The sequence below is a fragment of the Streptococcus sp. CSL10205-OR2 genome, from assembly GCF_025660655.1.
Lineage (GTDB): Bacteria > Bacillota > Bacilli > Lactobacillales > Streptococcaceae > Streptococcus.
The window spans coordinates 25,113-45,704 of sequence record NZ_JAOTIN010000011.1; the positions used below are offsets into that span (position 1 = coordinate 25,113).

At 35.1% G+C, this 20,592-nt stretch carries 21 protein-coding genes and 1 riboswitch; of the genes, 13 read left to right on the forward strand and 8 right to left on the reverse strand.

Going from position 1 to position 20,592, the window contains the following annotated elements; translation table 11 throughout:
* Positions 1–105: 105 nt before the first annotated feature.
* The 4 genes from N7659_RS06140 (at position 106) to N7659_RS06155 (ending at position 5,246) form a co-directional block, all read left to right on the forward strand.
* Positions 106–639, forward strand: coding sequence for a class IV adenylate cyclase (locus tag N7659_RS06140; RefSeq protein ID WP_263276309.1), 534 nt, complete (start codon positions 106–108; stop codon positions 637–639).
* Complete coding sequence (locus N7659_RS06145; RefSeq protein WP_263276310.1) at positions 623–976, forward strand: tRNA-binding protein; 354 nt, start codon at positions 623–625, stop codon at positions 974–976. The genes N7659_RS06140 and N7659_RS06145 overlap by 17 nt, the downstream gene beginning before the upstream one ends.
* A 217-nt stretch (positions 977–1,193) precedes the next feature.
* Positions 1,194–4,337 (forward strand): LPXTG cell wall anchor domain-containing protein, encoded by a 3,144-nt coding sequence (locus N7659_RS06150; protein WP_263276311.1) that lies wholly within the window; start codon positions 1,194–1,196, stop codon positions 4,335–4,337.
* 423 nt (positions 4,338–4,760) lie between these two features.
* Entirely contained in the window at positions 4,761–5,246 is a 486-nt protein-coding gene (locus tag N7659_RS06155) for a DUF4190 domain-containing protein (RefSeq protein WP_263276312.1), read from the forward strand.
* Positions 5,247–5,379: 133 nt separating this feature from the next.
* Here N7659_RS06155 and N7659_RS06160 read toward each other — a convergent pair whose 3' ends face one another.
* On the reverse strand, positions 5,380–5,607 hold the full coding sequence (locus N7659_RS06160) for a PF20097 family protein (protein ID WP_263276313.1): 228 nt from the start codon (positions 5,605–5,607) through the stop codon (positions 5,380–5,382).
* A 206-nt stretch (positions 5,608–5,813) separates the two neighbouring features.
* On the opposite strand from N7659_RS06160, the gene N7659_RS06165 reads away from it, so the two are divergent.
* Both N7659_RS06165 and N7659_RS06170 read left to right on the forward strand, forming a co-directional pair.
* On the forward strand, positions 5,814–6,647 hold the full coding sequence (locus tag N7659_RS06165; protein WP_263276314.1) for a M48 family metalloprotease: 834 nt from the start codon (positions 5,814–5,816) through the stop codon (positions 6,645–6,647).
* 202 nt (positions 6,648–6,849) lie between these two features.
* Positions 6,850–9,102 (forward strand): heavy metal translocating P-type ATPase, encoded by a 2,253-nt coding sequence (locus tag N7659_RS06170; RefSeq protein ID WP_317629568.1) that lies wholly within the window; start codon positions 6,850–6,852, stop codon positions 9,100–9,102.
* A 113-nt stretch (positions 9,103–9,215) separates the two neighbouring features.
* Here the strand turns inward: N7659_RS06170 and N7659_RS06175 are convergent, their stop codons facing one another.
* The 6 genes from N7659_RS06175 to N7659_RS06200 form a co-directional block, all read right to left on the reverse strand.
* Positions 9,216–9,986, reverse strand: coding sequence for a hypothetical protein (locus N7659_RS06175; protein WP_263276315.1), 771 nt, complete (start codon positions 9,984–9,986; stop codon positions 9,216–9,218).
* Between the two features lie 3 nt (positions 9,987–9,989).
* The gene (locus N7659_RS06180) at positions 9,990–10,862 is read right to left on the reverse strand and encodes an ABC transporter ATP-binding protein (protein WP_263276316.1); all 873 of its coding nucleotides are present in this window, start codon (positions 10,860–10,862) and stop codon (positions 9,990–9,992) included.
* 175 nt (positions 10,863–11,037) lie between these two features.
* Positions 11,038–11,682 carry an amino acid transporter gene (locus tag N7659_RS06185; RefSeq protein WP_263276317.1) on the reverse strand — a complete coding sequence of 215 codons (645 nt, stop codon included), beginning with the start codon at positions 11,680–11,682 and terminating at the stop codon, positions 11,038–11,040.
* A 311-nt stretch (positions 11,683–11,993) separates the two neighbouring features.
* Positions 11,994–13,325, reverse strand: a complete 1,332-nt coding sequence (locus tag N7659_RS06190; protein WP_263276318.1) for a GHKL domain-containing protein — start codon at positions 13,323–13,325, stop codon at positions 11,994–11,996.
* Positions 13,322–14,059 (reverse strand): response regulator transcription factor, encoded by a 738-nt coding sequence (locus N7659_RS06195; protein ID WP_263276319.1) that lies wholly within the window; start codon positions 14,057–14,059, stop codon positions 13,322–13,324. Before N7659_RS06195 ends, N7659_RS06190 begins: the two co-directional genes overlap by 4 nt.
* A gap of 24 nt (positions 14,060–14,083) precedes the next feature.
* The gene (locus N7659_RS06200; protein ID WP_263276320.1) at positions 14,084–14,416 is read right to left on the reverse strand and encodes a LytTR family DNA-binding domain-containing protein; all 333 of its coding nucleotides are present in this window, start codon (positions 14,414–14,416) and stop codon (positions 14,084–14,086) included.
* Positions 14,417–14,617: 201 nt separating this feature from the next.
* Between N7659_RS06200 and N7659_RS06205 the strand changes: the two genes are divergently transcribed.
* Positions 14,618–15,001 carry a hypothetical protein gene (locus N7659_RS06205; protein ID WP_263276321.1) on the forward strand — a complete coding sequence of 128 codons (384 nt, stop codon included), beginning with the start codon at positions 14,618–14,620 and terminating at the stop codon, positions 14,999–15,001.
* Positions 15,002–15,038: 37 nt separating this feature from the next.
* Here the strand turns inward: N7659_RS06205 and N7659_RS06210 are convergent, their stop codons facing one another.
* Positions 15,039–16,367, reverse strand: a complete 1,329-nt coding sequence (locus N7659_RS06210; RefSeq protein ID WP_263276322.1) for an alanine/glycine:cation symporter family protein — start codon at positions 16,365–16,367, stop codon at positions 15,039–15,041.
* 151 nt (positions 16,368–16,518) lie between these two features.
* Positions 16,519–16,625, reverse strand: a riboswitch (glycine riboswitch).
* A gap of 281 nt (positions 16,626–16,906) precedes the next feature.
* Here N7659_RS06210 and N7659_RS06215 point away from each other — a divergent pair.
* The 6 genes from N7659_RS06215 (at position 16,907) to N7659_RS06240 (ending at position 20,585) form a co-directional block, all read left to right on the forward strand.
* Positions 16,907–17,944, forward strand: coding sequence for a S66 peptidase family protein (locus N7659_RS06215; protein WP_263276323.1), 1,038 nt, complete (start codon positions 16,907–16,909; stop codon positions 17,942–17,944).
* Positions 17,945–18,017: 73 nt separating this feature from the next.
* Positions 18,018–18,467: an ASCH domain-containing protein gene (locus N7659_RS06220; RefSeq protein ID WP_263276324.1), complete on the forward strand. Its 450-nt coding sequence runs from the start codon at positions 18,018–18,020 to the stop codon at positions 18,465–18,467.
* Positions 18,468–18,796: 329 nt separating this feature from the next.
* Positions 18,797–19,276 carry a hypothetical protein gene (locus tag N7659_RS06225; protein WP_263276325.1) on the forward strand — a complete coding sequence of 160 codons (480 nt, stop codon included), beginning with the start codon at positions 18,797–18,799 and terminating at the stop codon, positions 19,274–19,276.
* A gap of 36 nt (positions 19,277–19,312) precedes the next feature.
* Complete coding sequence (locus N7659_RS06230; protein WP_018370396.1) at positions 19,313–19,789, forward strand: DUF2975 domain-containing protein; 477 nt, start codon at positions 19,313–19,315, stop codon at positions 19,787–19,789.
* A 13-nt stretch (positions 19,790–19,802) separates the two neighbouring features.
* Positions 19,803–20,009 carry a helix-turn-helix domain-containing protein gene (locus tag N7659_RS06235; protein ID WP_018370397.1) on the forward strand — a complete coding sequence of 69 codons (207 nt, stop codon included), beginning with the start codon at positions 19,803–19,805 and terminating at the stop codon, positions 20,007–20,009.
* Between the two features lie 267 nt (positions 20,010–20,276).
* Complete coding sequence (locus N7659_RS06240) at positions 20,277–20,585, forward strand: DUF6110 family protein (RefSeq protein ID WP_263276326.1); 309 nt, start codon at positions 20,277–20,279, stop codon at positions 20,583–20,585.
* The last annotated feature ends 7 nt before the right edge of the window (positions 20,586–20,592 follow it).

Below are 20,592 nucleotides of genomic sequence, written 5' to 3' on the forward strand. Positions count from 1 at the left end.
CTTTACATTTTAACAAAAAAAAGAATAAAACGCATATTAAACACCTCATTGACCGTAATAAAATAATCACTATGATATACTGATAACAACAAGGAGAAAACTTCTATGGCTAAAAACATTGAAATCAAAGCACGCATTAAAAATTATCAAAAAATAAAGCAGCTATTTCACCAATTAACTCAGGTAGAACCTGTCACTTTAAAGCAACGAGACACTTTTTATCATTTTTGGTTTGGCAGACTAAAACTCCGTCAGATTAATGAAAAAGATAGTCAATTGATTTTTTATCAAAGACCAAATCTTTCCAGATCAAAACTTTCCAACTACAAGATATGGACGATTAACAAACCTCAACGATTGGATAGGGTTTTAGGAATAGTTTTGGGGCGCGTTGGCGTTGTTGAAAAGACACGCTTATTGTTTTTAAAAGATAACGTACGCTTTCATTTAGATAGGGTCACAAACTTAGGTGATTTCATTGAATTAGAATACATGATTTTAGATAATGAACCACTCAAACAAGCTCAAGAAAAGGTAGATGCTGTCCTTGAAAAACTTAATGTTTCGGATACTGATTATATATCAGTGGCTTACATCGATTTATTAAACAAGGAGGACTCTTATGACAGCCGACATTAAACCAGAAATGACCTTGGATGACCTTGAAAAAATCGATATTCGTTGTGGCACCATCTTAAGGGTTGAAGATATTGAAGCATCAAAAACTCTCGTCAAATTAACCGTTGATTTGGGAGAAACAGAACCAAGAACAATCCTTTGTGGTCTTAAAGAAGAACGACAAAACCCTTATGAAATTGAAGGAAAACAAGCATTATTTGTTGTTAATTTAAAACCTCGAAAACTATTTGGTCACATCTCTCATGGCATGCTATTTGATATTGGCTATGAAGATGGCATCACACCAGTACTTGCTATCCCGGAAAAACAAATTCCAGACGGGTCTAGAGCTGGTTAAAAAGAAGCATCATTACTTCCAGAGACTGGGTTAAAAGACCCTGTCTCTTTTTTATCGTATCATCTGTAGTGACTGTCGTGAAAAGAGTCTTTATTTGTTTTTTTAATAACAAATAAGCTATCTGAGTGTTAATTCCATCACATTTTGAAAGCGCTTTTAATGTTAAAATACAAGTGAATTCAGCTTAAATTTAACTTAACTTAAAGGAGGATAATTCATGGTGAAAAAACGACGTTTACCTAAAAGTATTGTAGGCCTATCGGCATCATTTTTATTAGCCTTAATGGCAGAAGGAATCATTACCCCGGTTCATGCCAATGATGAGCAACTTTCTACCGTTACAACTACTCAGGTAGAAAATCAATCTGAACCAACTGAGAATCAAAATAATGTTGAACAAGCTGCTGAATTCAACACTCAAACAGAAGTCACTCCTCAAGAAGTGATAGCACCAACAGTTACTGAAGATAGTCATTTACCAAAAGAAACCGCTGTTGAGACAGATACTGCAGCAAATGAAGTTGCTATTGCAGAAACACCAATAGCAACACAACAAGCAGTAGCACCAATCACGTTAGAAAAACAAACGGTTTACCTTTCAGAAACAAATGAAGTTGCTATCTCTGTTGAAACTCCTGAGACTGACATTAATTGGCAAGTCAATGGTTTACCAGATAAAACTTTTATCATTGAAGATGGCACCTTTACAGGTGAACAACTCATTGCTATTTCTAATGTCCAAAACACTAATGGACAATACCAAGCGACTCTTACCATTAAACCTCTTCTAGGAGAAGACTTAGGTCTTCGCTGGCCAAACAATATTAGAAGAAGTTTTCGCGATTACATGGGTACCTACGTTTTAGAAGGTCGTAATGGTGCTGGAGAACTCATTGTTCAAAAACCATTAACCTTTAGACCATATGAGAGCTATCAAACCTATGAAGAAATGGTGGCTTTTGTTGATGACACCATGACTAATCATGCTAGCGACCGTTATGTTGGCTTAGAAATTATTGGTAAGAGTGCGCAAGGCCGAGACTTGAGAATGGGGATTGTTGCTGATAAAGAATCAGATATCTCAGATTACCTTGATCATTTTACACCTCAAATGTTACAAGACCCAGCTAGTCTTATCAAACAAATTGCTGATGGAAAACTTGATTATAAGGTTCCTATCATTATCAACAACACGCATGCTGATGAGCAACCAGGCATTGATATTATCGCCTTTCTCTTTAATGATTTTGCCACTAAAGACACCGTTGGTTACCAAACACTAGATGCTAATCAAAATCAAGTGAGTGTCTTACTAAACGTTAAAGATTTACTGAAACATGCTATTTTAATCTTTAACTTCACTGAAAATCCTGATGGTGATTTGTTAAACACTCGCTCCTTAGCTAATGGCATTGACCCTAATAGAGATGCTGGTTACCAAGCCAATCCAGAAACTCGTGCCATTGCAACTCAAATTTCTAAATGGAATCCTGCATCACTCTATGATGTTCATGGCTTTGTTAAAGAATTTTTAATTGAGCCTGCAACACCGCCACATGACCTTAACTTTGAGTATGACTTATTAGAAAAAACCATGCTGGAACAAGCAAAAGTCATGGGAACTGCTGGTATTACCAGCTCTAAATACACTAGCTTTATCATCCCAAGACTTGATTATGGTGCTGGTTGGGATGATGCCTTTTCAGGTTATACTGCCGTTTACTCAATGCACCATGGTGTGTTAGGTCATACTGTTGAAATTCCTGAAATGAACCAACAATCTTTCTATGCAGGTTATGCTGCTGTTTTAGCTGGTATCAACTATAATATCCAAAATAAAGATGAGATTACAATCAATCGTCTCAACTATTACTTCAGAGGTATTAATAAGATTGAAGATAAAAAGGCTGAAGATCAATTTATCGACCCTAATGGTAACGTTGTTGGTCGACCTAAAGGCGACAATCCTAAATTCTTCCCTGATTATTATGTGATCCCAATGGGACTGTCTACTGAAAGTGATAGTCAACAAGCATTTGAGATGATTGCTTATCTCAAACGTAACGGTGTTGTTGTCAATGAATTAACCAAAGATGTCGGCAACTACAAAAAAGGTGACCTCGTCATTGACATGGCGCAAGCAAAACGTGGTTATGCTAACCATGTTCTCTATAAAGGAAATGATGAGTCTGCTTGGCCAGAAATGTATGCCGAAGTGGTGATGAATTTCCCAGCAATGAGAGGCTTTAAAGCAGAAGCTATCTTTAGTGAAAATCTCTTTAAAGATGTACTAGGACAACCAACTCATCAAATGGCACCTAGAACTGTTGTTGATGAAAAAGCAAGCTACTATATGATACATAACAATTCTCTTAGTAGCATCCAAGCCGTTAATACCCTCTTAAAACAAGGAGGAAAAGTTTACCTAACAACTGATGGCTATGTGGTAAAAACACCTGATTTCAGTCAGCTCTTAATGGATTTTGCTTTATTAGGAACACCACTCTACAATAAAGAACCGATTGGTATACCACTAAAACCAATGAAAGTCTATGCTCCTGGTAATCCAAATAGAAATCTCGGCTATCCTTCTGTTTCTGAGGCAACCTTGTCTCTTACTCAAATGGGATTTGAAATTGTAAACAGTCTTGATGAGGCAGATGTGCTTGTTTTAGATAGCAATCAATTTGATGCAGATCTTCTTGGTAAAAAACCAACTCTTATCATTGGTGGCTCTGCTATGAGAAAACTAGAAAGACTTGGTGTCTTAGATGGCTTTGATGCTGAAACACTAGATAACGGCAACTCTTATGAGGGTCTTCTAAGAGCTCTCGTTAATAAAACCAACCCACTCTCTAGTGGTTATCGCGCTAATGACCTCGTTTATTCCAACTCAGGTAGCTGGATTAAATCACTACCACCAACGTTCAAACAATTACTATCAGTTTCTCCAGACAATGATTTTTACATTTCTGGTTGGTGGCCAGGGCATGACGCCGTTAAAGGTCAAATAATGGCTATTGATGGTACTTATATGGATCACCCACTATTTATCTATGCTGGCAATCCAATGAATAAGCTCCACACCCTCTACTTCTATCGCTGGGTAAGTAATGCCGTTTTACGTGGTGAACTGACTGACTTTAAAGTATTATCAGAAACTCCTGATAAAGATGTTATTGTTATCGATCACAATCACACCCAAATGGCAATCACGACTCAACCGATGGCAAGTCAACCAACAGCAACGACATTACCAAAAACAGGTGATGAAACAACTGTTGTTTGGGTATTAATCGGTCTAGCAGCAACAGCTAGCTCTGGAGTATTAGCTTTCAAGTGGAATAAAAAATACGACTGATATTTTGACATAAAAACAATCATCTGTTAGTTATTAAACCACTCAAAGCTTTTCAATAAAGTCGTCGATAGGGTAATCATTGTGATGAATGATTACCCTGTCTTTTATCCTATTTTATGAAGAAAAACACAACAAGAGTATTTCATATAATATTTTTTGAAAAATTGTTAAAATATTAGTGTATTTCATATTTTTTGTACTTTCAATCATTACAGATTTGGTCATTAAAATCACTACTGTTTATTTTAGAAATAGTATTAACTCTAATTGAGATAAAAAGCTAACAAGGAAATTGAAACAATGAAAAAAAATGAGAAAAAAGGGATTGCTATACTAACTCTAGCACTAGTTATAATAAGCATAGTATTAGTTGTTTTTGCCATGTTAAATATACTCAGTAGATGGGTTCCTAGAATAATTAATATGTCAATCATTATTACTCTAATAGCATTAATTGCAGCTATTATTGCTTTAGTACTCAATCGAAACAGAAAGAAAACCCTCTCTACATTAAGTTTATTATTTTCTGTTTTGACACTTATGATTGTCTTAGGCACTCAATGGTTTCAACAAAAATCTTTTCATGATCTGATTAATGAAAAAAATGAACAACTTAAGAATATTGAAAAAGAAACTGAAGAACATTTCAAGTGGACAAAAAAAGATTATGTTAATCTAGTTGTCGCAGAGGGCCAATCTGAAGTAACTGGTTCAAACTATGATGATATTGTAAAACAATTTGGAGAACCAACCTCTACGCATGAATTGTCTTCTGGAAATGTGACTTACTTAGAAGTTGTTTATGACAATATGAGCTCTAAAAACTATAAATACATCGAACTAAAATTCACTGAACAAGACGATGGCAATTGGTTGCTTACTTCTAAAAACGCCATTGGTTTTGAATAGACTATTTATCTCACTTTTTTATCCCTTAATATCATAGAAAAACACCTCAATCATTAGATTTTGTGTCTAACGGTTGAGGTGTTATTCATTTAGCAAAAAGTTTAAAATAGTTAATTAAATCGATTTAATATTATTAAGCGCGCTCTGTGTTTAAGTCAATAATCAGATGGTCACACGTCTCACAAGCAAAAGTAACCGTTTTAGGCCTTCCGAGTAATTGTTTGTTGGGTTTTAATTTGATGCCATCTGTTACCCAAATACCACCCAAAGCTTTTTTATCAGCTGGACTCCATTTTAAGGCATAACGATCACCATAAATGAAGCCTTGGGTCATTTCTTTGTGACATTTTGGACATTCCATATATATCTCCTCCTTTTTTATAATTAAAGAATATCATAAAAAGACAGCGCTAACAATACTTTTGTTTTGATATTTAGAGTATTTTATTATTTTTATCCGTTATGCACTATTTTGACAATACAAAAGGTGATTTCTTTGTTTTATCCCTAAAATCACGTTATAATAGCTTTAATCATAGATGCTCAAACTTAGAAATGAGGATTGCCATGTCCCAAACACCCCCTACGCCAGATCTTAAAAAACTACGTCACAAGATGGAAATCCCCTTACTAAGATTAGGTTACCTTGCGACTCTTTTAACAACCATTATCGCTATCATATTGCTTTTTTCAGGTATCCCTTTACGAGAATGGATACTGGGTGTTTTAGTGGTATTATTTGCTCCAATAACAGCCTTTATCATGGCAAGATATCTCTATTTTTCAAATGTTGCTAATGGTATTGAAGTGACAAAGAGACAATTTCCAGAACTACATACCACCTATCAAGAAATTGCTTCAAAAATGGGATTTACTAGAGAGTCACCAGCTCCTCCCCTCTATATCAAAAACGGTAATGGCCTTTTGAGTGCTTTTACAGGTAAATGTTCACTTTCAAAAACCTATATTGTCATTCATAGTGATATTATTGCTATTGCTTACCATAACAATGATTGGCGCATTGTTCGCTATACTATTGCACATGAACTAGGACATATCAAGTGCCAGCATTCTCAATTCAGGAGATTATTAGCACAACCTGTTTTAAAATTCTTTCTACTGGATAAAGCATTACATCGTGCCCAGGAATATTCAGCTGACCGAGTGGCCTGTTACTATGATTCAAAAGATGCCTTATCCGCTATCTACCTCTATGCTGGTAAACAATTAGGAAGTTATGTTAACATAAGTGAGTATTTTAATACCATCGCAAAACATGATGATGATTTTTCTTTAAAAATAGCTAATGCGATGAGCAATTATCCTGTTGGTTACCGAAGAATGCAAATCCTAAGACAAATGCAGAGTCAGGGTTATGATGTTCATGGAAAACTCTTATAAAATGACACGCCTAACGCCATCATTATTTACTAAGCCTGATAAACAGGCTTTTTTAATACTCTGATCATACTACATCAATTTTTTCTTTCTATTCTATCAACATTCAAAAACAAACAGTTGATAAATCTACAAATGTAGTCTATAATTAATGAACAGAATGTCATACCTACAAATACCACAACCCTATCAAAGGAGGAGAGTAATGACTAAACATGACGAGCACCACCACAACAATCATGATGATATGCCGATGATACATCATAAACATGAGCATATGGAACATAAACATATGAAACATGAACATATGGAACATGAACATATGGAACACGAGCATATGAAACACAAGCATATGGAACACGAGCATATGGAACACGAGCATATGGAACACGAGCATATGGAACATGGGCATATGGGGCATGGGCATATGGGGCATGGGCATATGGGGCACGAGCATATGGAACACGAGCATATGGGGCATGGGCATATGGGGCACGATCACTCTCACCACATCTTACAGTTTAAACAAAAATTTTGGGTGACTCTGGTGTTAGCCATTCCCGTTATCTTCTTATCACCTTTTATGGGATACCAGTTGCCTTTTCAGTTTCAATTTAGAGGCTCTGACTGGATCGTCGCATTACTTTCTACCATTATCTATTTTTATGGTGGAGAACCTTTTTTAACAGGTGGTAGAGATGAAATAAAAGCAAAGACACCAGGAATGATGCTACTTATTGCTATGGGGATTAGTGTTGCCTATCTTTATTCTATCTACGCCTTTTTCATAAACACCTTTAGTCATCAAGGGCATATCATGGACTTCTTCTGGGAATTGGCCAGTCTTGTTGTTATCATGCTTTTGGGGCATTGGATTGAAATGTCTGCCATCTCAAATGCCAGCTCATCACTCCAAAAACTTGCCGCCTTACTGCCTGATGATGTGATTCGACTTACCAATGGCCAAGAAGAAACCATTGCCATAACGGATGTTCAACGTGATGATGTACTTATTGTTAAAGCCGGTGCTAAAATACCTGCCGATGGTATTGTTATCGCTGGAGAAAGTCTCATTGACGAATCGGCTATTACCGGTGAATCAAAAGGAGTTGTTAAAAAAGAAAATGATCCGGTCATTGGTGGAGCAATAAATGGTGATAGTGTTCTCACCATTAGAGTTGCCGCGGCTGGAGATGACAGTTTCTTAGCACAAGTTATGACCCTTGTTCGTCAAGCACAAAATGATAAATCTCGCTTAGAAATCCTTTCTGACCGTGTGGCGAAATGGCTCTTTTATATTGCAACAAGTGTTGGCTTAATCACTTTTCTTATCTGGTCTCTTCTAACTGACCTACCAACAGCACTTCAATACACAGTGACTGTTTTGATTATTGCCTGTCCACACGCGCTTGGTCTTGCCATTCCCTTAGTCGTTTCTCGCTCAACAACACTTGCCGCTCAAAACGGTCTTTTACTCAAAAAAAGAATGGCTTTAGAAACAGCTAGCCATTTAGATGCTATCTTCCTTGATAAAACAGGAACTCTAACCAAAGGTGCCTTTGAAGTTGTAGCGGTTGAAGCACTTGAAGAAATGAGTGTGACAGACATTCTCGCCTATACTGGTGCCCTAGAAAAAAATTCAAACCATCCGATTGCCAAAAGCATTATGACTTACCTCAAGGAACAAAATATCACTAGCTTTTCTACAGATCACACTGATAATTTGTCTGGCAAAGGTATTTCTGGCACAGTTGAAGGAAAATCCGTTAAAATCATTAATCAAAAAGAGTTGGAAAACCTACAATATGTGATTTCTAACGACCGTTTAAGCAACTATCAAAAACAGGGCTACACCCTTAGTTTTGTGATTATTGATGACAAATTAGTTGGTCTCATTGCCCTTGGAGATACCATCAAACCAGAAGCACTACCTTTCATTCAATCCTTAAAACAAAGACAAATAACACCAATCATGCTAACAGGAGATAACCAAGAATCTGCCGCTAAAGTGGCTCAATATCTTGGGATTACCAACTACTTCTCAGAATTACTACCAACTGACAAGGAAAAACAGATTGCAGATTACGTTGCCAGTGGGAAAAAAGCTGCCATGGTTGGTGATGGGATTAACGACGCACCAAGCCTAGCAAGAGCAAGTGTCGGCATTGCTATTGGAGCAGGAACTGATATTGCCATAGATTCTGCAGATGTTGTTTTAACCAACAGCAACCCCGAAGATATCCTTCATTTTGTTGATTTAGCCAAACAAACACACCGCAAAATGATTCAAAATCTATGGTGGGGAGCTGGATACAATCTAATTACCATACCATTAGCGGCTGGCATTTTAGCCCCAATTGGCTTTACCTTAAATCCTGCTATTGGCGCCATTTTAATGTCCTTTTCAACAGTTATTGTGGCCATCAATGCTATGACACTAAAAATCAAAGAGAATTAAAGAAAAGCAGACGTTTAGAAAAAACGTCCGCTTTTTTTATTTTTTAAAGTAAGCCTTGTAATCTGAGACAATGATTTTCTAAAAATGATTAAGCTATCATCATTTTTTCATCATTAAAACTCCAAATGTTTAAATTTCTTGAGACTAAAAACACTGCCAAGTACTGCATAAAGCAATGTAATGACTAAGGAACCCACAAATCCTATCCACATATCAGGAACAGTTTCTATAAATTGCTTATAGCCACTTGGAAAGAGCATTGCCATTGGTCCGCCAATCATTGGCATAATCATCATCACTATTGTAAAGACAATGGCTGTTGTCATTGTAGCTCCCGTTCCAAAACGAAGAGACACTAAAGAGGCAACAGAAATAGAGACAATTCCTTTCAGAAACACTGTAAACAATCCAAGTAATTCTAACAAAGTGTAGTACAAAGTATCTGACATAAAACGAGTAGTCCCAAAGTCTAAATGAGCAACTCGAGTATAATGTACTAGCAATGATGAGAGAAAAAATAAAGCAAAATAGATGACTAAAATGATAATAAGGCTAAAATATTTAGAAAGATAAATATTTTTTCGATTAATATCTTTATATAAGAACATCGTGTGGTCATCAGTTTCTCTTCTAAAAACCGAAATCGTTAAGAAATAGAGGGCTAATGTCGGTAAAATCAGCATATCCATAGAATTCATCATCATATCTGCAAAATCAAGATAACCGACTTTTATACCATCTGCATTCGCAATTTGCATGAAATTAGATTGTCCAAAAAATGATGCAACAAAATAGATAAGAGGATATAAACTAAATGCTAAAAATAGTTTCGTTTCCTTACGTTTCCATACTGACTCAAACACAGCTGAAAAAATTTGCTTCATAATCTACCCTTTCATAAATACTTCCTTTAAGTGATTTTCTTTCACTTCAATAGAGACAATCAAATTGTTAGTTGCCAAAACACTAAAAATAGTGTTAAGAGCTATACTGTCATTAGCTGTTGAAATCTCTAGTTTGTCTTCATCCAATGTAATAGAATCACTTAAATAATTTAATAACAGTTCTTTATTGCTATGTGGAACCAAATGTACAACCACACTAGGCTGTTCTTTCCTTTCAAATGATTCAGCGAGTTGGCCTTTTTCAATATAAACATACCGATTACACAAGGCTTCTAATTCTCCCAACTGATGACTAGAGATTAACATTGAAATTTGACGTTCACTTGACCACTGCTTAAGGATATCAATTAATTTTTGTACACCAATAGGATCTAGACCAACAAATGGTTCGTCTAGGATAAGAAAATCTGGTTCAGCAACCAGGGCAATTGCTAGGGCGGTTCGTTGCTTCATACCAAACGAGAAGCCTTTAGGTTTTCTATTTCTCGCATCCCAAAGCTCTACTAATTTTAATGTTTTCTCAATATTAGGATATAAGTCTTGTTTACCATGTAATTTCAAGTAGAATTTCAAATTATCAATGACAGACATTTCTGGATAAAACACTGGATCAATCATAATCCCAAAATCTTCTAAAACATTATCTTGGCTGTTGATATCTGTACCCTTATAGATAATTTTTCCTGAAGTTGGTCTTTGCGATTTAGCCATCATTTTCATCAAAGTTGACTTTCCCGCACCATTTTTACCAATTAATCCTACAATTTCTCCTTTGTCAATTTCAAGAGAAACATCTGAGAGAGAATAAAAATCATTCCCAGAGAATTTTTTTGAAAGATTTTCAATTTTAAGCATATTGCCACTCCTTATTAGACATTTTTAGTGAGATAAAATGATAAGCTAGAAAACAAGCAAATGAAAGTATCATCCGGTTGATTTCTTCTTATACAGTAATTGACAGATAAAGATTCCTCCAATATGGTGTTGTTGCTAAATCAATAACAAAAATAAGAACAACATACCAGAGTTTCTAAAATTCTATCTTTTTAAACTTGTTTTTCCCTCTAATATAAAAGAAGACAAAATAAGTGATAGAAATAATAACAGATAATATCACTGCCAGTGGGAAATTAGTGGTTGCTAGTTTTACGTAACCATTAGGAAAAAGATAGTTAATCCCAATTAACATAGGTGCTACCGACGAAGCCAGTGAAAAGAAGACACCAGTTAATACTGATTGAACAGCTCTTGAAGAAACTGAAACCATGACAACTAAAGCAATAGTGATAACATTTAATCCTAACGTTGTTAATAACGAAAATATTGTTGAAACCACTTCAGGTGTTTTTTCTGAAATGAGGTTTGTTGCTACCAATCCTTTGGGAGCCATGATGCCATAATAGGCTATCAAACTAGTTAGCACCGTGCCAACAAAGAACAACCCATAGATAACTAGAAGACCGATTAACTTGGCATTAAAGATTTTCGTTCTGTTAATATCTTTATACAGAAACATTATCCCTGACTCAATTTCATCTCTAAACACTGATGATATGACCAAAGAAAATAACAAGACTGGTAATACAAAACGAAATTGAGTGCTCACAGCTGAATCTAGAAAGGCTAAAAAATTACTTGTCAATTTTGAATTCAAACCATCCATAAATTCTGCCATAATGGGAACCAATATTGGTAGAAAGATAAATGATAAGAATATTTTTACATCTCTTCTGTTAAAAATTGATTTAAAAACTGATTTGAAAAACACCATATTCCACCTCGTTTATTCATTTTTACAATAATCAGTATAGGATAACTCATAAAGAAAAAGTGTTAAATCTAATGAATAGCTTATTTTTTGTCATGAACAGTTGTTTACAAACTGTTTCTTATTTTTTAAGCTTTTATCACTCATAAAAAGAAGACCAGCTAGCTGATCTTCCATGATTAGTTAATTATTATGCCATTTACGGATGGCTTAAACTTTTAGTTCATTATTAATTCCTGAGTGAAGGTATGGTTTGAACTCGTTGTATTTAAGCTAATATCTGGGTATTTAGACAAAATATTTTTAACATTTGACAATCCAATCCCCCTATCAGAACCTTTGGTAGAAATGCCATACTGAAAGATTTCCTTGGTATTTACCTTGTTCTCAGAAGTGCTATTTTCAATCACTAAAATCTTCTGATTGGCTTCTTCAAAATAAGCAAAACGAAGGATTACTTCGTCAGACATCTGACTTGCTTCAATGGCATTATCCAAAAACACCGAAAGAATGGTTAGAAAGTCAACTAATTCCATTTTAGAGACATCTATCGGGTCAGGCACTTCAACAAAAATATTTATCTCTTGGGTTTGTGCCTCAATCAACTTTGCTGATACCAAGCTTTTCATAGCAGTGTTGTTTAAGTTAGAAAGATGGGCAATATCATACTTACTCTGATAAAATTTTTTATCTGATTCTGCTAACACTGACTTGTAAATCGTTTCTATTGACTCTATATCCTTACTTTTAATTGCTTCATTAAAACTGACTAAAATATTGGTGTAGTCATGCCTAAAACTCCTAATTTCCTTATACAAGGCTTCAATATGTTGACTATAAGAAGTTAAATCTTTTATCTGACTGTCTTTTCTTTCAGCCAATTCTCTTTCCCTATTTTTCTTGGCAAGATAGTTGATTTGAAAGACAATTCCAATAATAAAAATAAAGTAAAAATTTAGCAAATGTCTTCTAATGTATACCAAATCAATAGAAGTATAAAATTGATTGCCTTCCATCAAAAAAATTAAATTTGCGATTGTATATGTAGATAAAGCATATACGATTAAAGAACCATTAAAAACCTTAAAGAGTTTTTGCAAGTCCTTTTGATAGTCTAATCGATTATTAATCTCCTTAAACTCAATTCTAAATAGCTTTAGAAAACCAAAACAAAGAGCGACTGCTAAAATATTATCGATCCACTCAGACCAATAAAAATTATACCATTGGTCTGCTGTTAATTTAAATAAGAAACGATTATAGAGATTTGAAAAATTACCAAATATTTCAAAAAAAACAAAGGGAAATAGACTGTAGAAAAAATACTTAATCCAGTTCCACTGATATTTTCGTCTTACAAAAAAGAGGGCAATCGGTAAGAAAAAAATCTCCCCCCAAAAAACAAGGTCATAGTTAAGAGCATAAATCCCCAAAAAAATAAAGGGGAGCGATAAAAAATAAGGATTTAACCTTTGATTAGTAATATAGGATAAAATCAATAGTCTAAAAATCCAACTAATGAAAAATATGCCTTCAAATTCTAATGTCATCTCTTTTCAACCCTCTCAATCAACCCTTTCAGTTTTAACCGCGATACAAAGCAAGATTCATCATTTTCAAAAAAGACCAAATGATTTTGTCGATCAATCTTCACCACATTTTCTGGGTTAACAACATAGGCTCTATGACTTTGGTAGAGTCGCTTGTCAGCTTTAGCGATATCAGAGACCTTACCATAAAACTCCATGTGTCCTTTTTTAGTCGTTAAAACAACCTTGTGAATAGTGGAGGACGTTTCAAAATATAAAATATCTGAAAAAGGCACTTGAATCTGAGAGTGATCTGATTTAAACCGAAAAGAGTCTGCTGCAACTGTTTGATTAACACTTTTTGCAGCATGCAGTAATACTGAGGATATCGCCTCCTGAAAGTCATTGTCACTTAAGCCTTTATCAATAAAATCTAAGGCTGACACTCTGTATTTATAAGTAATCGGCATAAACTCTGAATGAGTCGTTACAAAGACAATCGAAGCGCTCGGGTCTTTAGCTCTAATTTCTCTAGCAATCTCCATCCCTTTTTTCTCTTCTCCTTTGATTTCAATATCTAAAAAGAAAAATTGATGATTCCCTGTTTCTGTGATGGCTTCTAAAAGTTGTTGCGGTTTACCAAAGATTTCTAGGCGTCTATACTTCAAACCATTATCAGACATCGTTTTTTTAATGGCTGTTTCTAAACGCGTTTGCTGAAAAAAATCATCCTCTAAGACAAAAATATTTAGCATTATTCTACTACCTCTTGTGATTTGTTATAAATTTTTCCATTCTCTCAAAACATCTGTCATATGTCGTCTTGAACATTCTATTGGTTCTATCTGATGATTATCAAATATCATTTGACGATTGAGACTATCAATCGCCTCTACCCGTCTTAAATTGACAAGATATTTTTTATGACAACGCTTAAATGTTAAAGTTGTCCTATCTTCAATAGCTTTTAGTTTTCCATACGATTGATATGTTTCTTTATCCGTGACAAATTCTAAGACCCGAGGGCGATTTTCTATCGTACCAATGTATAAAATATCAATCATATTAATTTTAACATTTATTTTATCTTTTTTAACAATGATATAGTCCATAATCCTCTCCTTATAATATTTTTTATCATAACAAAGAAAATACGATAACTAGCCACCATGTCATAAATGGTTAATTAGTGGTAACGAACGGCATTAATATACCATTCATTATAAGAAACAATCTATTCACTACATCAAGGAAATGCTAATAAAGAAACATGATAAAATGAAATAACAGCAACTAAGATAGAAAGGAAAACGATGATTTATCTCATAAAACCAGTATGGTATCAAAGTCAGTTGATAACAATTATCCAAAATTACCTAAAAGAAAAACATCCCAATAAAAAATTAATCATAAAAAGAAATTATACTCATCAACCACTAAATGAGACTAATACCTATATTGTTATCAATGATCCAAAATTGATCACTTGGGATGGTCTTGAGATATCTAAAAACATAAGATTGTATGAACCACAAGCCTTATTAATTCTTGCTTCAACAGAAATCGACCATAACAAATTCTTCAAAAGTCATGTAGGTTTTTTCGGAATTATTGACATCAAAAATCTTTCCAAGAAAGCTATTCAAAATGATATAGAAGACAGTATCAAACTATTAGACAATCAATCTAATGTATAAACGGACGCTTTACTTTTTGAGAAAACGTCCGCTTTTTTTATTTTTTAAAGTAAGCCTTATAATCTGAGACAATGATGGGTGATAATAATAAAATAGCAATCAAGTTTGGCATCGCCATTAAGGCATTCGCAATGTCTGCGATAATCCAGATGATTTCCAGTTCCAAAAAGCCACCAAGTAAAATCATTGCAACAAAAATAATGCGATATGGCAAGATAAATTTAGCACCAAACAAGAAATTGATACAACGTTCACCATAATAACTCCAACCAAGAATGGTGGTAAAAGCAAATAATATCAAACAAATGGTTAATATTGTTGTTCCAATGGGACCAAAATTATCAGAAAAAATCGATTGCGTTAACACAGCGCCATTCAAATCACCCTGCCAAGAACTCGTTACAAGAATAGCAAACCCAGTCAGATGACAAATAATCAAGGTATCAATAAAGGTTCCTGTCATTGAAATAAGCCCCTGCTCAACAGGCTGATTGGATTTAGCGGCCGCAGCAGCAATTGGTGCTGACCCTAAACCCGATTCATTTGAAAAAATCCCTCGAGCAATACCAGACTGCATGGCGATGACCATACTAGCACCCAAAAAACCACCTGTTGCGGCATGTCCTGTGAAAGCAGACTGCCAAATCAAGTGAATGGTTGGCAAAATGCGATCAGCATGCATTGCTATAATAATGATGGTTGTCAAGATATAAAAACCTGCCATCAAAGGGACAACTTTTGAAGAAACACTTGAAATAGACCTAATCCCTCCAAAAATGATGAGTCCCGTTAAAATGGCTAATAAGAAAGACGTCCAATAAGAAGGTAATTCAAAGTTATTTTGAACAGCTTCTGTAATCGCATTAACCTGAGTAAAGCTACCAATCCCAAAAAGAGCTGCCAAGACACCACTAAAAGCAAAAAATTGTGCCAGCGGTTTCCACTTGGGACCAATCCCCTTAACAATATAATACATGGGACCACCAGAATAATCGCCATTACTTTCTTTTTGACGGTATTTGATGGCAAGAAATCCTTCTGCATACTTGGTAGCCATTCCTAAAAACCCTGCCAGTAACATCCAAAATAAAGCACCTGGCCCACCCATTTTAATAGCTGTTGCGACACCCACGATATTGCCCGTTCCAACTGTTGCTGCTAAGGCTGTGCTTAAAGCCGCAAAACTAGAAATCTCACCACTAGCATCGCTATCTTGTGGTTGAGCAATCAAGGCAAAGGCTGTTTTTAAGCGAAACAATTGGAACCATTTCAAGCGAAAACTAAGGTAAATCCCTGTTCCTAACAATAATACTAAAAGAGGTGGCCCCCAAATCAAACTATCTAAATCCTTCAAAAACGGTAACATATCTTCTCCTTCTACCTAAAAAATAATAAACAACAACACAAAAAGGCAACTAACCAATAGATGCCTTTTTTTCTGAAGTGACTAAACGAAAAGATAATACAAAAACGTCAGAAAAACGCTGTTTTTCTTTTGACATTTCTTTAGTAATACTTATGTTTATTCTGTCCTTTTGCCTGAGAGATTGAGCGTTAGCCTTGCCCCTTCGGCGCCTGTTCTAAGATGACAATCATCTCAACAAGTCTCTCCAGAAGTCCATCAGTTTTCAGTCCCGCTTACTATAAGCACCTGAGAGTTTAGCTCCTTCGGCGAAAATCGTGAATGATTCTCTTCTCCTGAACAACGTCTATTGGATATAATTTTTTTAATCATAACGAAAAAAACAACAAATGTCAAGGGATGCTAAAATGAAACCTGTTACTCGATTGATTATCTTTACTGCCAGAACAAGCAAATGGGCAAAGCTACAAAACTCTCGTCATTTCTTGTCTTACCAACAAAACTATACTATAATAACCCTAAGACTTCCAAGGAGAGTATTTATGATTAAAACCATTGAAATTATCAGTTTATCTAGAGGCATTTTAGGGGAAGATTTTATCAAGCATGAACTTGATTTGGGTGTGAAACGTTTGAAGCAACTAGACATAACCGTTACTTTTTCTAAACACGCTTTAAAAGGGGTTGACTTTCTGGACAAGCATCCTGAAAAAAGAGCAGAGGATCTTTTGGCTGCCTTTAAAAATGAAACGGTTGATATGATTTTGTGTGCCATTGGTGGAGATGATACCTATCGGTTGCTCCCTTATCTCTTTGACAAGGATGAGTTAAAACAGGTCGTTAATCAAAAGCCATTCCTTGGCTTTTCTGATACCACCATTAACCACTTGATGCTGCATCAACTTGGTATCAAAACCTTTTATGGTCAGGCTTTCCTACCGGATGTGGCTGAACTCGACAAAGAAATGTTGCCCTATTCGCAAAAATACTTTAAAGAATTACTTGAAACAAAGACTATTTCTGAGATTAAACCAAGTGAGGTTTGGTACGAAGAGCGCACAGATTTTAGCCCTAAAGCCTTGGGTACTAAGCGTCAAAGTCATCCAAATCAGGGTTGGGAGTTACTGCAAGGAGAGAGTACTTTCTCAGGGAAAATCCTTGGCGGTTGCCTAGAATCCCTCTATGGTTTATTTGACGATACAAGACACAGCGATTCGCCAATCCTGGCTAAAAAATACCAGCTCTTCCCAGATCTCTCTGACTGGCAAGGGAGAATTCTCCTACTTGAAACCAGCGAAGAAAAACCAAGTCCAAATCTCTTTCAAAAAATGCTTGAAACGCTCAAAGAAACAGGCATCTTTTCTGTTGTAAACGGCATTCTAGTTGGTAAGCCAATGGATGACACTTACTATGAAGAGTATAAACAAATATTAGTTGACGTGATTGACAATCCTTCTCTGCCAATTCTTTATAACCTTAATGTTGGGCATGCCACACCACGCGCCATTGTGCCATTTGGAGTACATGCAAGCGTCGATGCCAAAGAGCAAGTGATTAGATTTAAAAACAAAGATGAATAACTAAACCCTATTTTTAAAATAACACTAGGACAATATGTTGATAACACAAACACAAATTTATGGAGGCATCAAAATGACAGACAACATCAAAAACTACTGGGAAACATTCTGTACAGAAAAAAATATTCCAATAGACACTCCCTATGAGGCATGGGCTTTTGGCAACACGAAAGAAATGGCTGATGACTTGGCTAATTTAGTAGATAAAAAAATAAAAACAGCGACAACCTCTGCCTATGAACTCTATGAAAACGATGATCCTCTGCCAAAGGTGGGAGAATATAATATTATTTTAAATGGCTCAAACGAGCCAGTTTGTGTGACACAAACAAAGTTAGTCTATATTGTCCCTTATTATTTGGTCTCTCCAGAGCATGCTTGGCATGAAGGAGAAGGTGACAGAAGCTATAACTATTGGAGAAAAGTTCATGACCGCTTTTTTGAACAAGAATATCAAAGGTTTGGGAAAACATTTTATGAACAGGCACCAATGATCTGTGAAGTCTTTGAAAAAGTGTCTTAATCATAAACAATGGAAAAAAATAATATCATTCTAAAAACAGCAAAAAAAATAAAAATTCTTCATTTCATCTCAAAAAAATTTTTCATTTAGGAAAATCTCTTAAAAGACCGTCAAATCTGGGTTTCCCTCTATTAATAGACATTGTTTTTTCAACAAAATAACGAAAAATAATATTTTTTTATCAAAAAACGATAAAAAAGTGTTGCAATTCAAAAAAATTGTGCTATACTATATTTATCGAAAAACAATAAATATATTTCGATAAAGAGATAAGAAGAGCTCACCTTATGTCTAATTAAAAAAAATATATTGAAATAGAGGAATAAAAAATGAAAACAACTAAATTCACTGCCCTTGTTAAAGGATTCATCACATTAGCTGCTACTATTGCCATCGTCATTCTCAGCATTATCAGTATTGCCTCCCTTGTCCTACTGTTTGGACAAGTTGATCTCTCACAACTGTTACCTGCAGGCGTTGAAACAACTTTCTCAGCTCAAAATGCTTGGGGTGGTCCTAATGCTTACGTTCTTACCCTTGTGGCTGGTAACACTCTCATGACTTATGGACTTATCAAACTCAAACAATTCATCACTTCTTTCAACCCAAGTGAGTTAATCTCAGATAAAACAGCATTATTCTTGCAAAAAGGCGCTCTTTTGATGGCTGTTGTTGGCCTTATTCAAGGCATTACTGAATTTACTGCTAATCCTAATCACATCATCGTCAATCTTGGTATTGCTGTTTGGTTATTGATAGCCAGCAAAGTGATTACTTACATCAAAAACCATACCAAACAACAAGCCTAATTAATACAACAAAACACTAGAAAAGAGGACACCATAGTGACTAAAGAAAACACCTACTTAAGATATATCCTTGGTTTTATCAATATCTTACTCATCATACTAGCCATCTCACTTGTTTTTGCCACAATCTTTTTTGCCCTTGGCATTACAAATATTGATCTTTTTAACAATGCTGATATGAGTTTTACGATGTCTTTAAAAGACGCTAGTCCTTTAGCCACTCTCTTAAATCTAGCCAATAGCTATATTATTCTCTTTGTCCTTTATTGTGTTCGACAATTTTTCAAAAATATTATAGCCGATGAAATTTTTGTTAAACAAAATGTTCTCTTGTCAAAACGTGTTGCACTCCTTTTAGTGATTGCATCGTTCTTTGGAAATGGTATTTTCCAATTCCAAGATTACTCCTTTTTCAATCCTACTTATATTATCACTGCTCTTGTTGTTTGGACACTTTCAAAAATATTAGAAAAAGCAAATGACATCGCAGCCGAAAATGAATTTACTATCTAGAAAGGAGTAAACGATGATTGTTGTTAATCTAGACGTTGAACTTGCCAAAAAGAAAATGCGCTCAGGAGATCTGGCAGAACGCATTGGTATTACTCCTGCCAACCTGTCCATTTTAAAAACAGGTAAGGCAAAAGCCATCCGTTTTTCAACCTTAGAAGCCATCTGTAAGGAATTAGACTGCCAGCCTGGTGATATTCTTGAATACGTGCCAGACGAATGATAAGAACCAATCGATGACACTGGAACAACAATGCCACATTTTGATGATTATTATAAACGTCTAATCGAGAGATTAAGTAGACTATGATAGGCTGATAAATCAGCCTTTTTATAGCTCTACTTTTTTGTATAGACACTGAAATCACAATATCGTATCTCTATCAAATGACCAATTGTTAGCTTCTTCTCTTTTTTAATAACCCGTATCAATTGTAATCAGAGACTATTCACGTTATAATGGATTTATCAAAGAAAGTGGAGGGCCCTTATGTTAAAACAACTATTAAAAGCCACACAAGTTACTAAAAGCTCTGGATTATTTTTAGGCGGTGTTCTTTTTGGAACAGTCGGTTTAAAATTATTATCTAGTAAAAACGCGAAATCTAAGTATGCTAAAGTGATTGCGAAATCATACCAAGTTAAAGACGAACTAGATTCAAGTCTTTCAGTGGTCAAACAACACACAGATGATGTTTTAGCCGATGCTAGAGAAATCTATGAAGCTGAAAAACAAAAAGAATTAGCATTGATTGCTGAAGAACTAGAACTCGACCAACCAAGCGCGACAGAAAACTGATAGTAGC